1 protein-coding gene is annotated in these 263 nt (G+C 59.3%); it reads right to left on the reverse strand.

Annotation, left to right across the window (positions count from 1 at the left end; genetic code table 11):
- Window positions 1-12: 12 nt before the first annotated feature.
- On the reverse strand, window positions 13-263 hold a 251-nt coding region (locus tag HMI57_RS18355; RefSeq protein ID WP_216607707.1), incomplete at its 5' end, for a hypothetical protein.

The raw sequence follows: 263 nt of genomic DNA on the forward strand, positions 1-263 counted from the left end.
GGCAGGGACCGCTCAGTCCTTTTTGCCTTTGCCTGGTTTGTCGGCCTTCCCGGCTTTTCCGGTCTTGCCGGCCTTCTTCAGGACTTTCTTGAGTTCCTTGTTGAGCGCTTTCTTGAGCTGCTTGCCCTTCACGGGCTGGTGCGGCGCCAAAAACTGCCGCGGCACGCTGCTGGCCCCCAAAGACGACAAGCCGGGCAAGAAGGAAAAAAAGAAGAACAAGCTGGAAAAAGCCTCCGGCGCCGACCAGCCCGTGAAGGGCAAGC

It is taken from the genome of Arthrobacter sp. 260 (genome assembly GCF_013116745.1).
Classification (GTDB): domain Bacteria; phylum Actinomycetota; class Actinomycetes; order Actinomycetales; family Micrococcaceae; genus Arthrobacter_D.